This is a genomic window from Erwinia sp. LJJL01 (genome assembly GCF_047300805.2).
GTDB lineage: Bacteria > Pseudomonadota > Gammaproteobacteria > Enterobacterales > Enterobacteriaceae > Erwinia > Erwinia aphidicola.
The window spans coordinates 3126902-3148450 of the sequence record NZ_CP178576.1 but is presented as its reverse complement, the minus strand read 5'-3'; the positions used below and the strand labels follow the sequence as shown (position 1 = coordinate 3148450).

Annotated in this window: 20 protein-coding genes, 1 pseudogene and 1 other annotated feature; of the genes and pseudogenes, 8 read left to right on the top strand and 13 right to left on the bottom strand. The window is 57.6% G+C overall.

Annotation, left to right across the window (positions count from 1 at the left end):
- The first annotated feature begins 97 nt into the window (after positions 1-97).
- Positions 98-577 carry a Cys-tRNA(Pro)/Cys-tRNA(Cys) deacylase YbaK gene (ybaK, locus tag ACLI4M_RS15560; protein WP_133624252.1) on the top strand — a complete coding sequence of 160 codons (480 nt, stop codon included), beginning with the start codon at positions 98-100 and terminating at the stop codon, positions 575-577.
- On the opposite strand, the gene ACLI4M_RS15555 is transcribed toward ybaK, so the two are convergent.
- A complete protein-coding gene (locus ACLI4M_RS15555) occupies positions 574-1440 on the bottom strand; it encodes a LysR family transcriptional regulator (protein ID WP_048916871.1) in 867 nt (288 codons plus the stop codon). The two genes, ybaK and ACLI4M_RS15555, sit on opposite strands and share 4 nt — an antisense overlap.
- Before the next feature lie 141 nt (positions 1441-1581).
- On the opposite strand from ACLI4M_RS15555, the gene ACLI4M_RS15550 reads away from it, so the two are divergent.
- Positions 1582-2082: a multidrug/biocide efflux PACE transporter gene (locus ACLI4M_RS15550; RefSeq protein ID WP_133624253.1), complete on the top strand. Its 501-nt coding sequence runs from the start codon at positions 1582-1584 to the stop codon at positions 2080-2082.
- Here ACLI4M_RS15550 and ushA read toward each other — a convergent pair.
- A complete protein-coding gene (gene ushA / locus ACLI4M_RS15545; RefSeq protein WP_133624254.1) occupies positions 2079-3824 on the bottom strand; it encodes a bifunctional UDP-sugar hydrolase/5'-nucleotidase UshA in 1746 nt (581 codons plus the stop codon). The two genes, ACLI4M_RS15550 and ushA, sit on opposite strands and share 4 nt — an antisense overlap.
- A 185-nt stretch (positions 3825-4009) precedes the next feature.
- Here ushA and ACLI4M_RS15540 point away from each other — a divergent pair, with 185 nt between their 5' ends.
- Positions 4010-5209 (top strand): MFS transporter, encoded by a 1200-nt coding sequence (locus ACLI4M_RS15540; RefSeq protein WP_048916873.1) that lies wholly within the window; start codon positions 4010-4012, stop codon positions 5207-5209.
- Between the two features lie 216 nt (positions 5210-5425).
- Positions 5426-7108 (top strand): YbaL family putative K(+) efflux transporter, encoded by a 1683-nt coding sequence (ybaL, locus tag ACLI4M_RS15535; protein ID WP_048916874.1) that lies wholly within the window; start codon positions 5426-5428, stop codon positions 7106-7108.
- Positions 7109-7217: 109 nt separating this feature from the next.
- Here the strand turns inward: ybaL and ACLI4M_RS15530 are convergent, their stop codons facing one another.
- The 7 genes from ACLI4M_RS15530 to ACLI4M_RS15500 form a co-directional block, all read right to left on the bottom strand.
- Positions 7218-8522: an inosine/guanosine kinase gene (locus tag ACLI4M_RS15530; protein ID WP_048916886.1), complete on the bottom strand. Its 1305-nt coding sequence runs from the start codon at positions 8520-8522 to the stop codon at positions 7218-7220.
- Between the two features lie 90 nt (positions 8523-8612).
- On the bottom strand, positions 8613-9572 hold the full coding sequence (hemH, locus tag ACLI4M_RS15525) for a ferrochelatase (protein ID WP_048916887.1): 960 nt from the start codon (positions 9570-9572) through the stop codon (positions 8613-8615).
- A gap of 128 nt (positions 9573-9700) precedes the next feature.
- Positions 9701-10345 (bottom strand): adenylate kinase, encoded by a 645-nt coding sequence (gene adk / locus ACLI4M_RS15520; protein WP_413449730.1) that lies wholly within the window; start codon positions 10343-10345, stop codon positions 9701-9703.
- Positions 10346-10438: 93 nt separating this feature from the next.
- Positions 10439-11341: a DMT family transporter gene (locus ACLI4M_RS15515; RefSeq protein ID WP_133624255.1), complete on the bottom strand. Its 903-nt coding sequence runs from the start codon at positions 11339-11341 to the stop codon at positions 10439-10441.
- On the bottom strand, positions 11338-12207 hold the full coding sequence (locus ACLI4M_RS15510) for a DUF6024 family protein (RefSeq protein WP_133624256.1): 870 nt from the start codon (positions 12205-12207) through the stop codon (positions 11338-11340). Before ACLI4M_RS15510 ends, ACLI4M_RS15515 begins: the two co-directional genes overlap by 4 nt.
- Entirely contained in the window at positions 12207-12605 is a 399-nt protein-coding gene (locus tag ACLI4M_RS15505) for an NUDIX hydrolase (protein ID WP_048916891.1), read from the bottom strand. Before ACLI4M_RS15505 ends, ACLI4M_RS15510 begins: the two co-directional genes overlap by 1 nt.
- Before the next feature lie 58 nt (positions 12606-12663).
- Entirely contained in the window at positions 12664-13368 is a 705-nt protein-coding gene (locus ACLI4M_RS15500; RefSeq protein WP_048916892.1) for a hypothetical protein, read from the bottom strand.
- Positions 13369-13576: 208 nt separating this feature from the next.
- Between ACLI4M_RS15500 and ACLI4M_RS15495 the strand changes: the two genes are divergently transcribed.
- The 4 genes from ACLI4M_RS15495 to ACLI4M_RS15480 all read left to right on the top strand — a co-directional run bounded on the left by ACLI4M_RS15495 (position 13577) and on the right by ACLI4M_RS15480 (position 16399).
- Positions 13577-14452, top strand: a complete 876-nt coding sequence (locus ACLI4M_RS15495) for a LysR substrate-binding domain-containing protein (protein ID WP_133624257.1) — start codon at positions 13577-13579, stop codon at positions 14450-14452.
- Between the two features lie 252 nt (positions 14453-14704).
- A complete protein-coding gene (locus ACLI4M_RS15490) occupies positions 14705-14941 on the top strand; it encodes a helix-turn-helix domain-containing protein (RefSeq protein WP_253538608.1) in 237 nt (78 codons plus the stop codon).
- Positions 14871-15725, top strand: a complete 855-nt coding sequence (locus ACLI4M_RS15485) for an integrase core domain-containing protein (protein WP_253538605.1) — start codon at positions 14871-14873, stop codon at positions 15723-15725. Before ACLI4M_RS15490 ends, ACLI4M_RS15485 begins: the two co-directional genes overlap by 71 nt.
- A gap of 227 nt (positions 15726-15952) precedes the next feature.
- Positions 15953-16399, top strand: coding sequence for a transposase (locus ACLI4M_RS15480; protein ID WP_166643191.1), 447 nt, complete (start codon positions 15953-15955; stop codon positions 16397-16399).
- 90 nt (positions 16400-16489) lie between these two features.
- Here ACLI4M_RS15480 and htpG read toward each other — a convergent pair whose 3' ends face one another.
- From htpG to dnaX, 4 genes and pseudogenes are all read right to left on the bottom strand, one after another.
- A complete protein-coding gene (gene htpG, locus ACLI4M_RS15475) occupies positions 16490-18358 on the bottom strand; it encodes a molecular chaperone HtpG (protein WP_208864892.1) in 1869 nt (622 codons plus the stop codon).
- 106 nt (positions 18359-18464) lie between these two features.
- On the bottom strand, positions 18465-19070 hold the full coding sequence (recR, locus tag ACLI4M_RS15470) for a recombination mediator RecR (RefSeq protein WP_048916895.1): 606 nt from the start codon (positions 19068-19070) through the stop codon (positions 18465-18467).
- Positions 19070-19399: a YbaB/EbfC family nucleoid-associated protein gene (locus tag ACLI4M_RS15465; protein WP_048916896.1), complete on the bottom strand. Its 330-nt coding sequence runs from the start codon at positions 19397-19399 to the stop codon at positions 19070-19072. Before ACLI4M_RS15465 ends, recR begins: the two co-directional genes overlap by 1 nt.
- Before the next feature lie 51 nt (positions 19400-19450).
- Positions 19451-21389: pseudogene (gene dnaX, locus ACLI4M_RS15460) on the bottom strand (DNA polymerase III subunit gamma/tau).
- Positions 20055-20116, bottom strand: a sequence feature (DnaX frameshifting element). (Overlaps the previous pseudogene by 62 nt.)
- Positions 21390-21549: the final 160 nt, after the last annotated feature.

Here is a 21549-nt window from a genome sequence, read left to right as displayed (position 1 = left end):
GCGGGCCAGATTGTCGCTCAAAGCGCAAAATTTCGCCAGTTTTTTATTCATCAGAGGTTCACTCTTTTATCATGTCGCGCAAAGAAGGTGAGTGATTATGACACCCGCAGTAAAACTGCTTGAAAAACAAAAGGTCACATTTACGCTGCACCCTTACGAGCACGACAGCAGCGAAACGCATTTTGGCGATGAGGCGGTGCGCAAGCTCAATCTCAATGCGGATCGGGTGTATAAAACGCTGCTGATCGCACTAAATGGTGACAATAAGACGCTGGCCGTGGCGGTCACCCCGGTTGCCGGACAGCTGGATCTGAAAAAGGTGGCGAAAGCGCTGGGGGCGAAAAAGGTCGAAATGGCCGATCCGCAGTTTGCGCAGCGCAGCAGCGGTTATCTGCTGGGCGGCATCAGCCCGCTGGGGCAGAAAAAACGCCTGCCGACGGTTATCGACCAGCTGGCGCAGCAGTTTGCCACCATTTATGTCTCCGGCGGTCGCCGCGGGCTGGATATCGAGCTGGCCCCGCAGGATCTGGCGCAGCTGCTCGACGCCCGCTTCGCCGATATCGCCAAACGCGATTAGTCCGATCGCTGGGCAATCAGCTGATCGATCATCCAGCGCCCTGCCGGCCCCGGCGGCGCCCGGCGTGACCAGACGGCATCCACCTGAATATTCTGCGGCCAGCCCGCCACCGGCAGCTCGCGCAGCAGCTGATGACCAAACTGTTCGGTGAGCCAGCGCGGCAAAATACTCCAGCCAAAACCCTGCTCAGCCATCTCCAGCAGCAGCAGATACGACGGTGCCAGCCACACTTTTCCGGCCGGTGCGGGCTGCTGCTCCACCCAGGTATTGAGCCGCAGCTGGCGCAGCTGTTTTAACTCCGCTTCACTGACCTGCGCCTGCTGCGCCAGCGGATGATCCTGATGCAGATAGATCGCCATCTGCGCTTCAACCTGCAAGCGCTGCACGCAGATATCCACCGGGTAGTGCTGCTGCACCCGCACCACGCCAATGTGCGCACGGCCATTTTGCAGCAGATCGATAACGTCGGCATCCTCGGCAATCATGCACTCAAACTCAATGTCCGGGTAACGCGCAGAGAGGCGCTGCAGCAGCGATTCATGATAATCCGCCTGCCAGAAATCGGAGATCGCCAGCCGCAGACAGGGTTCCACCTCCCCCGCCAGGCGCATTGCCAGCTCATCCAGCTGTGATGACGCCGCGAGGATCTCTTTCACCTGCGCCAGCGCCCGTTGGCCGTTTTCGGTCAGCACCGGGGTGCGCGCCTCGCGGTTAAACAGCGTGAAGCCAAGATCGCTTTCCAGATTGGCCACCGCCGTGCTGACGGTGGACTGGCTTTTGCGCAGCGCACGCGCCGCCGCCGAGAACGAACCGCTTTCTACAGTCTGAACGAAGGCTTCAAGAGATTCCGGGGAGTAGCGCATAGATATATCGCTTTTATCGATGGATAGTCATTTTATCTTAGCAAAAAAACGGCGGATAATGACCAACATATTCGGGCCAGGCATGCCAGGCCCCAAAGGCAATTTACTAGCCCTGTTTTACTGAAAATAATGGAGTTCACTATGTCTGGTCGTTCCCTGAAAGAACGGTTCTTTCACGCCGCAGGTTTTGAGGTTCTGGCGATTGCGATTGTTTCGCCGCTGGCCGCGTGGGTGATGGATAAACCGTTATTCCAGATGGGCGCGCTGGCAATTATGTTGTCAACGGTAGCAATGGTCTGGAACATGATTTATAACGCCGGTTTTGACCGCTTGTGGCCGCGTAATAAGGTTAAGCGAGGAGTGGGATTACGCGTGCTGCACGCGCTGGGCTTCGAGGGTGGATTTATTCTTATCGGCCTGCCGATTGCAGCCTGGATGCTGGGCATTTCGCTGTGGCAGGCATTCCTGATTGAAGTGGCGTTTTTCCTGTTCTTCCTGCCTTACACCATGTTGTATAACTGGCTGTACGATAAAGTGCGGGAACGGATTTGTCGGGGCGGCCCCGCTGTTTCGGTCCGCCCGCAGGCTGACGTTTGGGTCGACCCAAAAAGCGGCCGACCCCTGGAGAAAAAAATCCGTTAACGCATGGCAGTATCGATTTTCGCCTGGCGCCATTTCTTCGGCGCCAGCGGCTTCTCATCCTCTACCGGCTTTGCACTCTCGGCCGGTTGTTCTCCGCCCTTTTGATAGACAATTTCTCCGGCAGGCTGGTATTTCGCCACGTCGAGCGGTGAGTGGCTCTCAATGTACTGTTTCAGCACTTCCGCATCGACAAAGCCGGTATTCACGTAGCCCGGCAGCTTATCAATCACCGGGTAACCGTCACCGCCGGTGGCGTTAAAGCTTAGCGTCGCCATGCGGTAGGTTTTCTCCGCATCCAGCGGCTGACCATTGATCTTCACCGCGCTGACGCCCGTACCGTCGGCCACCAGGCTGACGCGGGCAAACTGAGCGTAAGCCCCGGAATCCACCTGCTTATTGGCCACCACCGCCAGATATTTTTCCACCTCGCTGCCTTTCATATCGACATACACCAGCGTGTTGCCAAACGGCTGCACCTTGAGCACGTCTTTATAGGTTATTGCGCCCTCTTCAATCGAATCACGCACGCCGCCACCGCTCATCACCGCGAAATCGGCTTTGGTGCGGTCGATCTGCCCTTCAAGGATCAGGCGTGCCATGTTGGTCTGTACAAAGCGCACCTTGCTGCGATCCCCCTCCAGATGGCCATTGACGCTGCCGATTTTTACGCCGAGCTGCGCTTCGCCTTTTTTCTGGAACGGCGTCAGCAGTTTCTGCATGGCGCTGTTTTTGACAATTTCAGGCGTGTAGTTCACCCAGCTGCTGCTGCCGTCAGCGTTGGTAATCTTATGTTTCAGGTTGATCGGCACCAGTTCGTAGTGCTCCAGCGTCAGCTTGCCGTTCAGGAAGGTAAAGTCGGCGCGGCCAATATATTTGCCCCACTCGTGCGCCTGCACAATCCAGGTGCCGTTCTGGCGGTCCGGCGTACAGGGGGTGCCCGGTACATAGTCGGCCTGCTTCACATTCTCTTTCGCCATACACACCGGGTCCTGCGAGTGGCCGCCGACGATCATATCGAGATAACCGGCAGGCAGCTCGCGCGCCATCTCCACATCGCCCGGGGCGTTGGAACCGTGCTGGCCGTTGTCATAGTGCCCCATATGGGTGGCAGCAATAATCACGTCAGGCTTCTCTGTTGCACGCAGCTCTTCCACCACCGCTTTCGCTTCGGTGGCCGGTTTATGGAACAGAATGTCGGTAAAGTTCTCCGGGTTGCCGATCTTCGCCGTGTCATCGGTGGTCAGGCCGATCACCGCAATCTTCAGGCCCATGCGGTTGAACAGTGCATAGGGCTGGAACAGGCGCTTGCCGGTGCTTTTCTGATAAATATTGGCGGAAAGCAGCGGGAACTTAGCCCATTTTTGCTGCTGGCGCAGGACGGAAAGCGGGTTATCAAACTCGTGATTGCCAATCGCCATGGCGTCGTAGCCAATCAGGTTCATGCCGCGAAAATCCGGTTCGGCATCCTGCAGGTCCGATTCCGGTACGCCGGTATTGATATCGCCGCCGGAGAGGATCAGCGTCGCGCCGCCGTGCGCCTGCACTTCATAGCGGATCTGGTCCATCATGGTTTTTTGCGCCGCCAGACCATACTCATCATGCTCGTTAGGCCAGAAGCGCCCATGGTGATCGTTGGTGTGCAGGACGGTAAATTTATAGGTGCGATCTTTCACCCACGCCTGCGCCATCAGCGGGGTGGATAACAGCGCTACCGTCAGCACGCTGATTACACTTTTTTTCATTACTGGCACTCTGCCTCTCCTTGTTGAACAACTGCATTAGGTAACAAAGTTTTAATTTTTTGTGACTTCCGGCTGATTATGCAGCAGGATGAGGTCTGAAGGGTAATCTCTCCGTCTTATATTGCAGGCAGGGGCACACCCTTGAACTTCTCTAATAAAAACAAATTTCGATGACAGGTTAATTTATGGCAAGTAATGACACCCTCGCTTCAGCGAATCTGCCGGTGAAGCGTACCGCTTTTGGCATTCTCGGCGCGATCAGCGTTGCCCATCTGCTAAACGATATGATCCAGTCGCTGATCCTGGCGATTTACCCGCTGCTGCAGAGTGACTTCTCGCTGAGCTTTGTGCAAATCGGCATGATCACCCTGACCTATCAGGTGACCGCCTCGCTGCTGCAGCCGCTGATTGGCTATTATACCGATAAACACCCGCAGCCGTGGTCGCTACCGATTGGCATGGGCTTTACCTTGTCCGGGCTGGTGCTACTGGCGATGGCGAATAACTTCCCCATGGTACTGGTCGCGGCGGCGCTGGTGGGTACTGGCTCGTCGGTGTTTCATCCCGAGTCGTCACGCGTGGCGCGCATGGCATCCGGCGGCCGTCACGGCCTGGCGCAGTCGCTGTTCCAGGTGGGCGGCAATCTGGGTAGCTCACTCGGCCCGCTGCTGGCCGCGCTGATCATTGCCCCTTACGGGCGCGGCAACGTCGCATGGTTCTCGCTGGCCGCGCTGCTGGCGATTGTGGTGCTGTTGCAGATCGGCCGCTGGTATCAGACTCAGCATCGCGCCAGTAAAAGCCATGCGCAGAGTGCCGTTAGCCCGCTGCCCCGCCGTCAGGTGGCGTTGGCCATTTCGATTCTGCTGGTGCTGATTTTCTCCAAATACTTCTATCTCACCAGCCTGAGCAGCTATTACACCTTCTATCTGATGCACAAGTTTGGCCTGACGGTGCAGAGCGCGCAGCTGCACCTGTTCGCGTTTCTGTTCGCCGTGGCGGCCGGGACGGTGATTGGCGGGCCGATCGGCGACCGTATTGGCCGCAAGCGCGTGATCTGGGTGTCCATTCTCGGCGTGGCGCCGTTTACGCTGCTGCTGCCGCACGCCAACCTGTGGTGGACCGGCGCGCTGTCGGTAGTGATTGGCTTTATTCTCGCCTCAGCCTTTTCCGCCATTCTGGTGTATGCCCAGGAGCTGATGCCAGGGCGTATCGGCATGGTTTCCGGTCTGTTTTTCGGTTTTGCCTTCGGCATGGGCGGGCTGGGCGCGGCGGTACTGGGCCTGGTGGCTGACCACAGCAGCATTGATGTGGTCTATCAAATCTGTGCTTATCTGCCGCTTCTTGGCATCCTGACTGCTTTCCTGCCTGATAACCGCCGTAAATAGTCCCAGCCCGGTGCGATAACTGTATTTCGCGCCGGGTTACCCTCCTGCAAAGCCTGCTCCGCACACTGATAAGTGGGATAAATCGCACTTTCTGGCAACTTCATCTCAATGATTCAGATTTTTTGCCGTTATTACCAATTATGACAAGCGCCCCGTCAGAATTTGCCATACACTAAAAACTTACAATCGGACACATTTCCATTCAAAGGAGAGGATATGCACCACACCACACCGCTTATCACCACGATTGTCGGAGGCTTAGTCCTCGCGTTCCTCTTCGGTATGCTGGCGAACCGCCTGCGCATCTCTCCTCTGGTCGGTTATCTGCTGGCTGGCGTGCTGGCCGGGCCATTTACCCCGGGTTTTGTCGCCGATACCAACCTGGCGCCAGAGCTGGCCGAGCTTGGCGTGATCCTGCTGATGTTTGGCGTTGGTCTGCACTTCTCGATGAAAGATTTGATGGCGGTAAAGTCGATAGCCATCCCGGGGGCGATTGCGCAGATCGCCGCCGCCACGCTGCTCGGAATGGGGCTGTCGTGGGCGCTGGGATGGCCAATGATGACCGGGCTGGTGTTTGGACTCTGCCTTTCCACCGCCAGCACCGTGGTGTTGCTGCGCGCGCTGGAAGAACGACAGCTGATTGACAGCCAGCGCGGACAGATTGCGATTGGCTGGCTGATTGTGGAAGACCTGGTGATGGTGCTGGCGCTGGTGCTGCTGCCTGCGGTGGCCGGGCTGTTTGAAGAGGGCAAAGCCAGCGTCGGCATGGTGCTGTTCGACCTGCTGATCACTATTGGTAAGGTGGTGGCGTTTATGGTGCTGATGATGGTGGTGGGCCGGCGCGTGGTGCCGTGGATCCTCGCCCGCAGTGCCGCCACCGGCTCGCGCGAGCTGTTTACCCTGGCGGTGCTGGCGCTGGCGCTGGGCATCGCCTTTGGCGCGGTAGAATTCTTTGATGTCTCCTTCGCGCTCGGTGCCTTCTTCGCTGGAATGGTGCTGAATGAATCGGAGCTGAGCCACCGGGCGGCGCACGATACGCTGCCGCTGCGCGATGCGTTTGCGGTGCTGTTCTTTGTCTCGGTCGGGATGCTGTTCGACCCGATGATCCTGATCCAGCAGCCGCTTGCGGTGCTCGGCGCACTGGCGATTATCGTGCTGGGCAAATCGCTGGTGGCGCTGCTGCTGGTCAGCATGTTTGGTCACTCAAAGCGAACCGCGCTGACCATCTCCGTCAGCCTCGCACAGATTGGTGAGTTCGCCTTTATTCTCGCCGGGCTGGGGATCTCCCTGAATCTGCTGCCGGACAGCGGGCGCAACCTGGTGCTGGCGGGGGCTATCCTGTCGATTATGCTCAATCCGATTCTGTTTGCTCTGCTGGAGAAGTATCTGCAAAAAACCGAAAGCATCGAACAGCTGACGATGGAAGAGGCCGTAGAGGAAGAGAAGCAGATCCCGGTGGATTTGTGCAACCACGCGGTGATTGTCGGCTTTGGCCGCGTTGGCAGCCTGCTGGGTAGCCGCCTGATGGCAGCCGGCGTGCCGATTGTGGTGGTGGAGAACAGCCGGCCGCGCGTGGAAGCCTTACGCGAGCAGGGCATCAAAGCGGTGCTGGGTAACGCGGCGCGCATCGATACCATGGAGCTGGCGCGTCTCGACTGCGCACGCTGGCTGCTGCTGACTATTCCGAATGGCTATGAAGCGGGGGAGATTGTGACGGCAGCGCGTGAGAAGCGCCCGAACATTGAGATTATCGCCCGTGCGCACTATGACGATGAGGTGGATTACATTATGGAGCGCGGTGCGGATCGCGTGGTGATGGGCGAACGTGAGATCGCCAATAGTATGTTGAATTTACTGCTGCTAAACACGGAAGAAGCCCCCCAGGAGTGCCCGATTTAACCCGCCGGGATCTTATGGAACGACCGTTTACCCATTTCACCATTGCGGGCTGACCGAAAAAGAGGGTCAGCCCCTACCAGGCCGGGAGCGGTTGTAACCCGTGATGAATTTACCGCTCCCAGTATGACTCTTCCAGGCTATCTTCCCGCTCCGGCAGGCCGCGCGTCAGGCGCGGTGAATGCTGATTCAGCACCTGATAGCTGACGCGGTTGGCGTATTTACACACCTGCGCCAGCGAAGAGTAAGTCAGATAACTGCGCGCATGCTTGCTGGAGTTCGGCACGTTCACCCGGTGGAAGTTGTTGGCGGTGATGTCGTGCAGCAGCGCGGCCAGTGCGCCATCCCCTGCCCCGTTGGTGTTCATAATCTTCTCCGGCCCGCCCATGTACGGCGCGATATGCGAGAAAATACGCAGCGGCTGGGTGCAGTCCTGATGGCGCATGGCGCGGCTGAACTCATACTGGTTAAACTCCGGAATGGCCCCCGGCAGCAGCGGATGCTGGGTCACGCGCTTGCCGGACTCTTCGGTAAACGCCGCCATATACAGTCCGTTTGGCCCGGCGGTGCACAGCACCAGATCCACCCAGTCGAGGGCGATATTCGCCGCCTGTAACGGGTCGCTCTCTCCGGTCAGCTCAAACGCCTCATCCTCATTCATCGCCACTACCGAAACGTGCTCGCGCAGGAAATCGCGCCAGAACTGTGGGTTATCGGCGATCACGTATTTGGTGCCGAGCGTCAGTACCACCGGGACATCATGCTTTTTGGCATAGCTAATCGCCTGCATGGTGGCGGCGGGCATCGGCTCGCCCGGCTTGCAGCGCACCAGATAGGAGGTCAGCACCAGCGCAGATGCTCCGGCGATCACCTCTTCCGGGATGCTCTCCGGGCGCAGCTGGTTCATCATGCCCGGGCTGATGGCGAAGGTGCGTTCACCGTTATCACCAATCAGCGTAAAGCAGCGGCCAATCGCCCCCTCCACGCCCTGCAGATAGTTCAGGTCGGTGCGGCTGGAAGTGTTGCACAGGTAACGGTAGGCATAGCCACCGATCTGCACGTTTTCACACATCACGCCGAGCAGGACCGAGCGGTCATCCGCCAGCACCGAGTAGTTATGCAGGGTGTTGCCAATCGTGCCGCCGGCAAACTGATGGGTGATCAGGTTTTCGCGGTGCAGCTCGGCGTACAGCGCTTCCGCCACGTCATCTTCAATGACCAGCGAGTGCCCGAGGCTCAGGCCGTAACGGGCCACAAACTCGTCGTCCACTTTGGCTTCAATATCCACCAGGATCTGATCGATACCGACGATCCAGCTGTTGGCGGCATCATTGACCGGCTGAACCGGCTGCAGCAGCGGATCGCGCGCGCTGACGGGGAAATAGTGTTTGGATTTACGCTTACCGGGGAATTTCATATTTGCGGGCTACGGGCAGGGGATCAGAGCGCAATGATAACATAAATGCGCTCCGAGACGATCGCTGTGGGGCGTTACCGCCCCGTGGTATTAGCGATACTGATTCACCAGTTCCATCATCATGGTGATGTGGGCTTCATCATCATTCAGTGCCGGGATGTACTCAAAGCGCGTGCCGCCCGCGTGCAGGAAGATTTCGCGGTTCTCGCCGTTGATCTCCTCCAGCGTCTCCAGGCAGTCAGACGAGAAGCCCGGGCTCATGATCTGCACATGCTTCACGCCTTTTGCCGGCAGGGACTTCATCGTCTCATCGGTGTAGGGCATCAACCACGGCTCGCGGCCAAAGCGTGACTGGAAGGTGAGCATCGCCTCACTGCTGCTGAGACCGAGCGAGCTTTTCAGTGCCTCAAAGGTGTCATGGCAGCGCTGCGGATAGTCGTCACCCTCATTAGCAAAGCGCTGTGGGATGCCGTGGAACGAGCCCACCAGCAGATCCGGCTTGCCGTGCTTAGCAAATGAACGCTCAACCGAGGCTTTCAGGGCGGCGATATAGGCCGGGTGCTCAGCATAATCGCGGATAAAGTTTACCGACGGCAGACTGCGGTAACCGGCAAACACGCTGGTAATCCCGTCCCACACCGCGGCAACGGTAGAGCAGGAGAACTGCGGATACAGCGGCAGTACGATCAGGCGGTTAACGCCCTGCTCCATCAGGCTATCGATGGCGCTTTTCAGGCTCGGATTTCCGTAGCTCATTCCCAGTGCCACCGGCATATCCAGCCGTGCCGCCAGTGCCGCACGCTGGCGCTGGCTATACACCATCAGCGGTGAACCTTCGTCCATCCATACTGAAGCATACAGCTTTGATACGCGCGGTGAACGAAGCGGCAAAATAGCGAGATTGAGAATCGGCCACCATAGCCAGCGCGGAGTATCGACCACGCGCTTGTCGCTGAGGAATTGCTTAAGGTAACGTTTTACGGCTGGTGTGGTCGGGGCATCGGGTGTGCCTAAGTTAACCAACAGTACGCCGGGCTTATCTTGCCTCATTGTTATTCCTTGATTTCAGGCATGGTGCGAAATGCAAACGAGACTTATTTTAGCGGAAAAAGACGGGGGAGAAACCAATTGCTGCAATTGAGCCAGGTTTTCCTGGCTCAATGAGCACTAACCAGGGATTAACCGAGGATTTTAGCCAGTTCAGCGCTGACTTCAGACACTTTACGGGTGCCGTCGATCTTGTGGTAAGCGGTGTTACCTGCTGCGGCTTCTTTGCTGTAGTAAGCAATCAGCGGAGCGGTCATCTGATGATATTCCACCAGACGCTTACGCACGGTCTCTTCCTGGTCATCTTTACGCGTGGTCAGCTCTTCGCCGGTCGCGTCGTCTTTCCCTTCCACTTTTGGTGGATTGAACGTCACATGGTAAACGCGGCCAAACGGCGCGTGTACGCGGCGACCAACGATACGCTCAACGATCAGTTCATCAGGTACCGCGAACTCCAGCACGTTGTCGACTTTGATGCCCGCTTCCTTCATGGCATCAGCCTGAGGAATGGTGCGCGGGAAACCGTCCAGCAGGAAGCCGTTGCGGCAATCTTCCTGGGCGATACGCTCTTTAACCAGTGCGATAACCAGTTCGTCGGTAACCAGTTTACCGGCGTCCATAATCTCTTTGGCTTTCTGACCCAACTCCGAACCGGCTTTCACCGCGGCGCGCAGCATGTCACCCGTGGAGATTTGCGGAATACCGTATTTCTCCATAATGAACTGAGCCTGAGTCCCCTTACCTGCACCCGGAGCTCCGAGCAGAATAATACGCATTGCGTAAATCCCCTTGCGAATTGCTTAAATGATCACGTTATCCAAGGGCAAGAACATACCATTATGGCCCGGTATCCACAAGGAAGGGAGCGGTTAACCCGCACCCGCGTAGTCCTGTAACGCCACCTGGCGCCGCGCATACAGCGACTGCGAAATCACCGCGATGATAATGATGGCCCCACCAATAACTGCATGAATTGTTGGCACTTCCCCAAGGAACAGATACATCCATAGCGGCGCAAGTGCGGTTTCCAGCAGTAAAAACAGGCCCGCATTCGCCGGGGAGACAAAACGGGTCGATAAGGTGATTAAACCCATAGCCAGCGGCATGATCAGCGCCCCTTCGGCAATCACCCAGCCATATTGCGCCAGCGATAACACTTTCAGACTATCGACCATGTTAGCGTCAGGCCACAGCATGATGATGAGCGAAGCCAGCATCGCGCCGAGCGAAGGCAGGCCAGCACTACCGCCGCTAACGCGTGAGGTGAAGATAAACGCCAGCGCCATCGATACGGCGGTGGCCAGCGCATAAAGATTGGCTACGCCATCGCCGCTTAGCCCGCGTCCTGACATCACAATCGCGACGCCGGCAATCCCCGCCAGCGACGCCAGCATCACGCTGCGATCGATAGCGACTTTGAACAGCAGGCGCGAGATCAGCGCGGAGATAAACGGCGTGGAGGAGATAATCACCAGCACCGTAGCGACATTGCCGCGGTTCAGCGCGTTAACGAAGCAGGCGGAAGCGATGCAGAAAAACAGCGTCGACAGGATATTATCCTTGGTCAGCCAGGGCGTACCAATGGTTGACCGGCTCTGACGCCAGAAGGTCCAGATTAGCAGGCAGATCCCCCACATGCAGATGCCGCGCAGCGCAACGATCAGCCAGGAGTTCTCGATGCCCATCATGCGGATAAACACCGAATCGGTGCTGAGGATCAGCCCACCGAGCAGGCCAATCATGTTGCCGTTTATAGCGAAGCCGTTTTTCATTTTGCCTCCCACAGGGTGTGGAGATGACGTTCGACCTGTTCGGTCATGTCCACCGATTGCTGCCCGTCACCGCGCGCCCAGCACGACACACGCAGCGTTTTGGTCTGCGGGAAATAGCTGGCACCGGCATCTTTGACCTGTTGCTGCAGGTTTTCGCTGAGCGCAGGCACCGGAAAACAGCTGAACGGCAGGCCCGGTTCGCTGATGGAGGTGAAGTCCATGCCCGCCACATCTTTCAGCGCTACCCTGCTGACCTGCGCCACGTTGTACGGCTGCCAGCTTTTGCTGCGCACGTTTTCCAGCGCCTCTTCCAGCGGCTTAGCCGAAGAGGTCGAGTCCTCAAACAGCCGCAGTTCGCTGCGCATCAGCGTGCTGAAATGCTCCGGGCGCAGCGCAATAATCGCCAGCCCGATGGTCAGAGAGGCATGTTTATGCAGCGGGGCGACAAAGATCGAGCTGTCCTGCGTCAGTTCCGCGTGACGGGTGGTGGCAAAACTGTGGGAAGCATCGACCACCCCTTTTCCTTTGCAGTCTTTCAGACTGTTCACTTCGCCAGTGTAGGGGTTGACGTGGGTGATAATCGGCACGCTCCCCGGCCCGGTTTGGGTCGCCATGCTGAACAGTTCACTGATGGGCTGATAGTGAGCGTGTTTCGCCAGGCACAGCGTGGTTTCCTGTTTATGGAACAGGTGCGACAGGATCACCAGCCCGACGCGCACCGACTGCACAAAGAACAGATCGTAGTTCTGCAGTTGGTACACCTCGGTCAGTTCATCGCGCAGTTCGTCTCTCAGCATATGCACTCGCTTGTAGAATCGATCGCCGTGGATCTGCTGTAGCTGGGGGGAAAGTGAGGATGCGTCCATTAGTTAATCAACTCTTGCTGGAAAAGCAGTGGCATTACGTTATCGCGGAAGATGGAGCCAACCGGGATTTCACAGGGAGGCTTGCGGTAATTCACCCACGCAATCTCCTCAATTTCGCTTCCGGCACGCGGCTGCCCGGCGATCTCCACGTGATAAACGTGGTTCTCAATGGCCATGGCTTCAAACTCGGCGCGCCCGTGAAACAGGCCAAACGGCCGGAAGCTTTTAATCTGTACGCCCAGCTCTTCCTGAAGTTCGCGCTTCAGGCAGCTGAGGTGATCTTCACCGGGCAACGGCTTGCCCCCGGGGGAGATAAAAATCTCTGTACCGCTTTTGCGGGTCAGTAATAGCGAACGCTGATTAATGATAATGGCCGCACACTTAACGATTATTTTCATCTCAGGCTCCGAACGGGCGACGCAGCCCGCAGGGCGCGTCACCGTTGCTTATTCAGTTTCAGGCGGCGGCGCTGGTTTTCAGCACTGGCGTCATCAGGGTTTCACCAGACAGGAAGCGCACGATATTCTGTGCCAGCGGCGCCTTATCGCGCAGATAAGCGAGGATCACCTCATCATTCGGCGTGGAGAAGCTGTCGGCAAAGATGCTGATCCCCTCGAGTGATTTGGTGGAGATCCCCAGCTGTAACAGGCGATATTTCACATCGTCCGCCGACTGGGCAAATTCATAGATTGGTGACTGATAGTTGATGTCGTACTGCGCCATCATTTCCATCAGGAAGGTTTTTGCCACCTGGCGCTGCTCCGGGAACTCCATCTGATAATGGGTAATGCCATCGTTGATGGTGTTGATGTCGTTGCGGTGGCAAAAATCCACCAGATGCGCGTGGATAGCCAGTTTCTCCCCCAGCAGCACCAGGTTTTTGCGGTATTTCAGGATGTCGGTTTCCAGATGTTCGATAGCAATAGAGCGGAACGCCCCGCTGATGTCGGCAATGGTGTGACCGACAACGAGATCCCCAAACCGGTTTTTCAGTTCTTCAACGCGGTGCGACAGGATGCCGCGATGCAGTGAGCATCCACTGTTTCCTGACCAGAGGTGTACAGGGATACCCTGTAACATCAGATAACAAGCCGCCAGGGTGCTATCTCGACCGCCGGTAAACATGACGAGCTGTGGTTTGATGGAGTGCTGGTTTGTCATTTTCCTTTCCTTCACATAGCAGTTGTTCGTTATTGTGGGCTGACAAGAGGAAAATACGGCTGTGTCGCTGGAGCCTCAATCCTGGGGTGTCCGCTGGTCGCTGGCAGGACAACGCTCCCGACTCCGCAGCCAGAGTAGGGAAATCGTGCTGGACTTTAAAATGATATAAACAGACACTTGCTGTTAGATTTTCTCACAGGGTATTTTTATGTCCGGCCTCCCTTCTCTGCGCGCTTTACGCTATTTTCATCAGGCAGCCCTGCACCAAAGCTTTAGCCTGGCTGCACAATCACTGAACGTGACGCATAGCGCAGTCAGCCATCAAATCAAGCAGCTTGAGGAGTGGTTGGGCAAGCCGCTGTTTCTGCGGGCAAATGGTCGGGTTCAGCTAACATCCGACGGCGAGCGCCTTAAGGTTTGCTGCATGCAAACCTTTCGTGAAATTGAAGTAACCTGTGAGAAAATCAGGGCCAGAAATTTGCACAGCCTGACGATCTCCTGCGCGCCGAGCTTCCTGGCGCAATGGTTGATTCCACGTATCAGCCGCTTCACCGAACGCCACGCCGAAATTGCCCTCACCTTTCAAACCCACGTGGATATTGAACGGGTGCGTAGTGAGTACACGGATATTTTGATCGTCAGCCACGAGGAGTCGCTGCAGGAGGACATTGCCGCTACGCTGATTACCGTCGACTATATTGGCCCGGTCTGTTCGCCGCTGTTCGCTAACCGCTTCAACTACGAGACCGATTTCTCTACTCTGCCGCTGCTGCATGCCGATACTAAACTGCACGCCTGGGCCGAATGGGCGAAGAAAACCGGCGCGCGCGGCGATTTCTGGGCAGGCAGGCATTTTGATAATCTGACGCTGGCGATTCAGGCGGCGCGTAATGGACTGGGGATTATTATGACGCCGCAGATCCTGGTGAAAAAAGAGATCCGGGACGGATCGCTGATTGCACCGCTGGGCTTTGCCGAAGTGGACCGCGCCACCTGGATGATGGTGAAAGCGTCGCGTAAAGAGGAAACCGAGATCGACCTGTTCCGCCGCTGGCTGTTAGAGGAAGCATCGATCGCGGGTTAATGAGGGGCCGGGCGTGCTGCGGGTCGGCGAGTTTGCGATGCTGCGGGTCGGGCATGCCCGACCCCTACGGCGATTAACGTAGGGGTGAGGCTTGCCCGCCCCCCACGGCGATTAACGTAGGGGTGAGGCTTGCCCGCCCCCCACGGCGATTAACGTAGGGGCGAGGCATGTGTACGAACCGGGCTGATAGGTAACACTTTAGACCGGGCTGATGGGTAACAGTTATAAACGGCATAGCAGAGGAGACTCACTATGCCCTGGACTGAGACCCACACCATGCAGCGTCACCGTTTCATACTCGCCTGCCAGTCAGGCGAGTACTCTATTTCTCACCTTTGCCGTGAGTTCGGCATCAGCCGTAAAACCGCCTACAAGTGGCTGCAGCGCTTCGATCCCCGGGCGCTCAGCTGCCTGGACGGTGCCCGCTGCCAGCACTATCGGGAACATCCTCCGCCAACATGGCCTGGTCAGGCCCGCCGCCACGCGTAGAAAATCGCCCGTCCGGCAGGTCCCTCTTCGTGACGTCAGCGACGTTAACCAGACCTGGGGCGCAGATTTTAAAGGGAAGTTCCTGCTGTCCGGCGGGGGCGACCGCTGGTGCCACGCCTTTACGCTGACCGACCTGCACAGCCGCCAGCTGCTGTGCTGCGAGGCGGGCGCAGCCGAGACGGGCGCCTTCGTCAGGGCATGCCTGGAGCAGGCGTTCAGGGAAAACGGGCTGCCGGAGGTTATCCGCACGGACAACGGCAACCCGTTCGCCGGTACGGGGCTGGGCGGACTGACGCCGCTGAGCGTATGGCTGATAAAGCTGGGCATCCTGCCCGAGCGCATCAGGCCGGGAAAACCGACGGAGAACGGGCGCCACGAGCGGATGCACCGGACGCTGAAGGAGGCGATGTCGTACGGCCACCGTTACGGCACGCTGGAGGAGCAGCAGGCCTGGTTCAACGCGTTCAGGGAGGAGTACAACACGGTGCGACCGCACTCGGCGGTGGGCGGAGCGGTGCCGTCAAGCCTGTGGAGGAAATCCGAGCGTGAATACACGGGAGAGGTGCCGGAGGTGGCGTATGACGAGGGAGCGAAGCTGTACCGGGTGCAGCAAAAAGGGGACATAAGGCTGAAGGGAAGGCGGTTGTTCGTCAGTGAGTCGCTGCGGGGAGAACGGATAGAGATAAGGGAAGAAGATGAAGGGGGTACGTCAATCCTGTTTGGGAGAAAGATACTGGGCTACTATGAGGCAGTCAGCCACAGTATCAGGCGATATGAGGGCTGAAAGTGTTACCTATCAGCCCGGTTCGATCTGTAACCCATCAGCCCGGCGCTACACATGCCCGCCCCCCACGGCGATTATCGTAGGGGCGAGGCATGCCCGCCCCCACGGCGATTATCGTAGGGGTGAGGCATGCCTCGCCCGCCATTTTGCGAGCCGTGCCGACTATCTTCACGCCAAAACCCCGCGTAATGCCAGGCGCTGATATGCTCCTCAAAAAGGAGGATCTCATGCACCAAAGGAAGTCTCTGCGCCTTAAACACTACGACTACCGTCAGCCGGGATATTATTATCTGACCCTGTGCTGCCTGAACAAAAAACACTATTTCGGACGCTGTACGCGCAATCAAAGCTGGCTGAATCAGAGGGGGATAATCGCACGGGAATTACGCCAAAGCCTGACAGCACATTTTCCCAAATGCCTGCCCGACAGCTTTATCATTATGCCCAATCACCTGCACTGCATTCTGATCATATCGGATGGCAACCAGCACCCGCTCAGCACCATCATTGGGAGTTATAAAGCGGCAGTGAGCAGAGAGATCGGCAAAATGTTTGCGGGAGCTAAGCTGTGGCAGCGCGGATATTGGGAGCGAGTAATACGTGATGAGAGGGAATTAAATCATGTGCGCGAGTATATGTTGAACAACCCGGCGCGCTGGTGTTTGGGGGAATAAAGCAGGATAAAAAAAGGGTCAGGCACTTGCCCGACCCTTACTGCGATCTGCCCAGCTGTGAGGCATACCTCGCCCGTTGGACAGAGGCGATTAACCCAGCAGCAGCTGGTTCATGCGGCGGATAAACTGGTTAGGATCGTCCAGCGTGCCTTTCTCGGCGAATAGCGCCTGGTCCAGCAGCAGCTCAACCCACTCGGCAAAGCGGGCTTCATCCTGCGTATCGGCGGCGCGTTTCACCAGAGCGTGATCCGGGTTCAGCTCAAACAGATACTTCACTTCCGGCACGTCCTGGCCAGCAGCAGCAAACAGCTTCGCCATCTGGGTGCTCATTTCGTCCGCTTCGGTGGTGACAATCGCCGGGGTGTCGGTCAGACGATGCGTCAGACGCACCTCTTTCACGCGCTCACCCAGCAGCGTTTTCACGCGCTCCACGAACGGCTCCAGCGCTTTCTCCGCTTCTTTCTGCTCTTCGGTCTCTTCATCGGCCAGTTTGCTCAGCGCGTCATCCGCTTTGCTCACCGACTGGAAAGACTTACCGTCGAATTCGGTCAGATAGCTCATCATCCATTCGTCGATGCGGTCGGAGAGCAGCAGCACTTCGATGCCTTTCTTACGGAACAGCTCCAGATGCGGGCTGCTTTTCGCCGCGGCGTAGCTGTCGGCAGTGATGTAGTAAATCTTCTCCTGCCCTTCCACCATGCGGCTGACGTAATCTTCCAGCGACACGGTCTGCGCCGGACCTTCGCTGCTGGTGCTGGCAAAACGCAGCAGTTTGGCGATGGTCGCCACGTTGCCGCTGTCCTCTGCCGGGCCTTCTTTCAGCACCAGACCAAACTGCTGCCAGAATTTCTGATATTTCTCTTCATCATCCTTCGCCACTTTCTCCAGCATCTGCAGGGAGCGCTTGGTCAACGCGCCGCGCAGGGTCTGCGTGATGCGGCTGTCCTGCAGGATTTCACGCGAGACGTTCAGCGGCAGGTCGTTAGAGTCGATCAGCCCTTTGACGAAGCGCAGATAGTTCGGCATAAACTGCTCGGCGTCGTCCATGATGAACACGCGCTGCACGTACAGTTTCAGGCCGTGCTTGTGATCGCGGTTCCACATATCCCACGGCGCCTGCGCCGGGATGTAGAGCAGGCTGGTGTACTCCTGCTTGCCCTCAACGCGGTTGTGGCTCCACGTCAGCGGGTCGGTATAGTCATGCGCGACGTGTTTGTAGAACTCTTTGTATTCGTCTTCGCTGATATCAGACTTATTACGCGTCCACAGCGCCTGCGCTTTGTTGATCTTTTCCCAGCTGGTGGTGTTGTCTTCTTCGTTATGGCTTTCAATCTCTACCGGCAGGGCAATATGGTCGGAATACTTGCTGATAATGCTGCGCACGCGCCATGCATCAAGGAACTCATCTTCGCCTTCGCGCAGATGCAGCGTGATTTCCGTGCCGCGATCTTCTTTAGTGATGTCGGCGATCGTGTATTCGCCCTCACCGGCAGATTCCCAGAACACGCCTTCATCGGCGGCAGCGCCGGCTGCGCGGGTGCGGACTGACACTTTATCGGCCACGATAAACGCCGAGTAGAAACCAACACCAAACTGGCCGATCAGCTGGCTGTCTTTCGCCTGGTCTGAACCCAGTGATTCGAGGAAGGATTTGGTGCCTGACTTGGCAATGGTACCGAGGTTTTCAATCACTTCGTCACGACGCATCCCGATACCGTTGTCGCTCAACGTCAGGGTGCGTTTTTCCTTGTCGACCGAAACCCGTACGCGCAGCTCGCCGTCACCCTGGTAAAGGTCCGGGGTGGATAACGCACGGAAGCGCAGCTTGTCGGCGGCGTCAGAGGCGTTTGAGATCAGCTCACGCAGGAAGATTTCTTTATTTGAATAGAGGGAGTGGATCATCAGGTGCAGAAGTTGTTTTACCTCTGACTGGAAGCCACGGGTCTCTTGTCCTTTCATGGTCATTGCTACCTCAACTAAGAACAGGTTGATGAACGTTGAGGATATAAGTGGGGGGATATTTGGGGATTTCAAGACGGCACGATCAACTCGTGCCGTTGATTGTTCAGAATTTAATCTTGAGGCGCCCGGCCAGAGAGTGCGACAGCGTGGTGCCGTCGACCATTTCCAGCTCGCCGCCCACCGGCACGCCGTGCGCGATGCGGCTGGCGTCCACACCATACTGTTCACACAGGCTGGCAATGTAGTTGGCGGTAGCTTCGCCTTCAACCGTCGGGTTGGTGGCGAGGATCACTTCCTGAATTGACTCTTTTTCCAGCCGCTGCTCAAGGCGATCGAGGCCGATATCATTCGGTCCGATGCCATCCAGCGGCGACAGATGGCCCATCAGCACAAAGTAGCGCCCGGCAAACTGCCCGGTCTGCTCAATGGCGTGAATATCTGCCGGGCTCTCCACCACGCAGATCAGGCCGTTCTGCTGACGCCGGGGATTGGCGCAGATGGTGCAGGTTTCCTGCTCGGTGAATGTCCGGCAGTCGGCACAGTGACCAATCTCCGACATCGCCCGCGTCAGGGCCTGCGCCAGTCGCATACCGCCACTGCGGTCGCGCTGTAACAGCTGGAAAGCCATGCGCTGTGCCGACTTCGGCCCGACGCCCGGCAGGCAACGCAGCGACTCCATCAGTGCTTCAAGGAGCGGGCTGGTTTGCATCAGAATGGCATCTTGAAGCCAGGTGGCAGAGACATTCCGCTGGAAACGGCCGCCATTTTCTCTTTCTGGGTTTCAGCAACGCGACGTGCGGCATCATTGAATGCCGCAGCAATCAGGTCTTCCAGCATGTCTTTGTCATCTTCCAGCAGGCTTGGATCCACTTCCACGCGGCGGCAGTTGTGCGCACCGTTGATGGTGACCTTGACCATGCCAGCGCCAGATTCACCGGTCACTTCCATCGCAGCGATCTCTTCCTGCACCTGCGCCATTTTGTCCTGCATTTGCTGGGCCTGCTTCATCAGGTTGCCCAATCCGGCTTTACCAAACATAAGTTCTCTCTCTTCAGCTCAGGCCACATCATCACGTGATAATGCGGCGGGTTAAACAGGTCGGATACTCTCTTCGTCTACGTCAGCGTCGAAAAATCGCTGCAGCGTCTGGATATGAGTATCCGTGATAATCGACTGACGCGCCTGCGCCAGTTTCTCTTCGTAAATTTTTTGCCGCCACTCCAGCGGGGTCAGCACCGCCGGATTATCATCTTCCACCACGGTTAATTCAATGGGGTGTGCGGAAGCAGCATTCAAGGCATCACTCAGCGCTTTCTGCGCCGAGGGCGAATTCAGAATGGCGCTGGCTGGAGCGCAGATGCAGGCAGATGCCGTTTTCGGTCGGCTCTTTCCAGGCGTTGAGCGCCAGCTGCTGCACCAGTTTTGGCATCGTAAGCGCAGCGATCTCGGCAGCCCAGGCATCACGCTGTAATGACTCAGCAACCAGCTTCGCCACCAGTTCCGGATGTTTTTCCAGCTCAAGTGCGGTGCGCAGCGCTTTTGGCGTGGCGACCTTTTCCGTTTTTACTTCTGTCGGATTGAGCGCTTTCCAGCGGTAGGCCTCTTCCTTTACCGGCGCGGCGGGTTGCGCTGCGGCCTGCTGCAGGCGCTGCTGCCCGCGTTCGGTAACGGCGGCCAGGCGCTCCAGTGCCGAGCTTGCCGGCCGCGCACCCTGCGCCGCCGGCTCACTCTTTTTTGGCTTACTCGCCCCCTGATGGCGCAGCAGCTGCGTGCGCGCCTGTAGGAGCTGGCTGGTGGTATCCGGTAATCCCTGCGGTGGCGGGGACTCCACGGTATGCGCTGCAGGCGGGCTGGACGGCGGCGCGGCATCCGGTGCAGGCATCACCGCAGCAGTCGCCTGTGGCGTCATGGTCGGGCGTGCAACCGGTTCAGCAATCACCGCTTTCGGATGAAAAGCCAGCGCACGCAGCAGCGTCATCTCGACGCCCATGCGGCGATCCGGCGCCAGCGGCAGCTCTTTACGCCCCATCAGCAGCGTTTGATAATAGAGCTGCACATCTGCCGGTGGCAGCACCCGCGCCAGTTCACGCAGCCGCTGTTCAATCGCGGCCATGTCATCACCGAGCGCTGAAGGCAGCAGTTGGATCATCGCCACGCGGTGCAGCAAGGTAAGCATCTCCACCAGCAGCGCTTCCCACTCCACGCCGCGCGATGCGGCCTGAGTCAGCAGCGCCATCACCTGTTCACCGTCGGCATTAACCAGCGCTTCAATCAGCGCCAGCGGCTGTTCGTCGTCAAGGGTGCCGAGCATGTCATTCACCGTGGCGGTGGTCACCTGCCCCTGCCCCATGGCGATGGCTTGATCGGTCAGGCTCAGCGCGTCGCGCATACTGCCGTCTGCAGCACGCGCCAGCAGCTGCAGTGCACGCGTTTCCGCAGCAATCTGTTCGGCCTTCAGCACGTGCTCAAGCTGGCCGCGGATCTGTTCCTGATCGAGCGCCTTGAGGTGGAACTGCAGGCAGCGCGACAGAATGGTCACCGGCAGCTTTTGCGGGTCGGTGGTGGCTAGCAGAAATTTGACGTGCTCCGGCGGCTCTTCCAGCGTTTTCAACAGCGCGTTAAAGCTGTGGCGCGAGAGCATGTGAACTTCATCGATCAGATAGACTTTAAAACGACCACGCGCCGGAGCGTACTGGACGTTATCCAGCAGATCGCGCGTGTCTTCCACTTTAGTACGGGAAGCGGCATCGATTTCAATCAGATCGACAAAGCGCCCCTGTTCGATTTCACGGCAGTTGTCACACTGCCCGCACGGGGTAGCGGTTATGCCGGTTTCACAGTTCAGCCCCTTTGCCAGCAGGCGGGCAATGGTGGTCTTACCAACGCCACGGGTGCCGGAGAAAAGATAGGCGTGATGGATGCGGCCAAGGGACAAACCGTTAGCCAGCGCGGTCAGAACATGTTGCTGACCGACAACATCAGTAAACGCTTGCGGACGCCACTTGCGGGCCAGTACCTGATAGCTCATTAAGACTTCATCATCGATTGGAATGAATGGGTGTACAAGGTCGTGATAAACCAGAGTGAGCAACTATAACAGTTCCCGGCTTGCTCGTCTTATTCAATCACTTTATCGCGGCTAAGGGCGCAGATATCAGACAAACAGCCACGATCCTGTGGCTGTAAAA